At 50.5% G+C, this 1,948-nt stretch carries 1 protein-coding gene; it reads right to left on the minus strand.

Annotated elements, in window-relative coordinates; all coding sequences use genetic code 11:
- A partial coding sequence (locus tag E1162_RS00145) for an autotransporter outer membrane beta-barrel domain-containing protein (RefSeq protein WP_257098530.1) occupies positions 1-1,650 on the minus strand: 1,650 nt, incomplete at its 3' end.
- Positions 1,651-1,948 lie beyond the last annotated feature (298 nt).

Here is a 1,948-nt window from a genome sequence, read left to right on the forward strand (position 1 = left end):
ATTGAAGCCTTCAAGGTCAATATTCTGGCCGTTATCGTAGGATGTTGAGCGGCCACCGGCTGCGCCAAACGTTACCAGCCCATCGGCTGCTGGAGCAGCAGCAAGGAAGCTTGCAAGACCATCGGTAGCGGCAAACAATGTTGCATCCATAGAGCTTACAAAACCGGCATTGTTACCAGCGGTGACAGCATGAGCTTTATCGTTGGTGCTGCTGGCGCCCATGGTGGCGGTGATGGAGCTATCATCCTCCAAGGCCACCAAAAACTCATAGATGGTGCTGATACCGCTCTCAACACTTGTCGTCGTCGGGTTGCCAACGGTTGGGGTGACAACGTCTTCGATAATCTCTTTATCGGCATTTGTAGTTCTGTTGATCAGCGTAATCTGGTCGCCATCCTTCAGCTGGGTATCCGCCGCAATGCTGGTGATGGCCACTTTAGACTTAACGTTGTCCGGATTGTATTTGTTTGGCGCCATGTCAACGGCGACATCAACGGTGAGCATAGTATCGTCTGCGGCGACATCTGAACCTATATGGAAGTTATAATGCTCGAAGTTCGCTGCGGTCTTACCTGTTGCCAGCGTCACCTTGCTGAGAATATTCAAAGTATTACCGGTGACGACGTCTTTCGGTTTCATTAAGCTGCTCGCGGTAGTTGTACCGTGCCCGCCGTAAATGCTGTCTTCAAAGTTGCCGCCAGAAATGGTGACGGTGTTATGGGTTGCATTTTCTTTTTCAGCGATGCCGCCAATAACCTTACCGTTTATGGTACCCCCGGTTATGATTACGGAGTTGCCGATTTTTTTGCCATCAACGGTGCTGAAGGTATTTCCTAGATAGGACCAACCACCAATGACGTTGGCCGAAACAACCGTTGTGTCGCCGGAGATTGTGACGGTGTTGCCAAAGGCGTTGCCGTTACCAATGGCATGACCGCCTGTAACTTTACTACCGATTTGTGCGCCATCGGAGATCGTTACTTTGTTTTTTGCAGCAGACCCGCCCCCCGAGTCAATCTGACCACCAGTTACAGTCTCTAGTACTTGTGTGCCAGCGCCGGTAATATAAACTTCGTTTTCTTCCGCCCAATTGGCTTCGGAAGCTGTGCCGCCGTAAACGAATGTGGCGCTAGCCCCCTCTTGTATATAGACTTTATTGAGCTTGGCTGATCCGCCGACGCCGCCTTCGCCGCCGATGACGCTGCCATTTGCACGGGTACCAGCGCCCTTTACTGTTACAATGTTGCTTATGGCTGTTTCTGTGCCGCTGCTGCCACCGAATGCGTTTTCTTCGACTATGGCTCCAGCTTCAATTATCAGCTCGTTTCCTTCTACGGTTTCGCCTATTTCACTATACCCGCCGAAAGCATCTCCTGCGACGATGGTGCCAGTGCCGGTAACGGTAACCCTGTTATTAGTAAGGGTACTCGGCGTCAGATTATAAGGGGCGCTGGCATCCGGTTCAATCGTGCTGTCTACGGTTCCATCATAAAAACAGCCCGGTTTTGCGGAGTCGCCTTCCGCATAAGTACAGTCCGCCGCTTGCGCCTCAGAAAGGCTTGGCAGCGTCATTGCGCTTGCCAGCAAGAGAGCCGAGCCGAGCAGGGCGGTTGAAGACAGGAGTGTTATTTTTCTTGTAGCGGTGCGCATGAGGGAGCCATATAAAACAATGCAATAGAATGCAGTTTTAATAGAATCCAAAAGGTTGTGTTTCTCTACTATTGCTAGTGGTGGTAGTGCTTATGTTTTACGAAGCTTTTTCTTGCTTAATCTAGGTGTTAATCCTGCGATCAAGTTCATATGTGTGTTCGATATACATCGCTTGATGGTGGAAAACTCAAAGCTACTAGAATCCCTCAAACGAAAAGAGGGGCCGAAGCCCCTCTGAGTTTTTTAGAACATCAACTTCACAGCCGCGTTGGCGGCAAGGCCATCTCTTACCCCCGTA

Source organism: Pseudovibrio flavus (genome assembly GCF_009711345.1).
GTDB lineage: Bacteria > Pseudomonadota > Alphaproteobacteria > Rhizobiales > Stappiaceae > Pseudovibrio > Pseudovibrio flavus.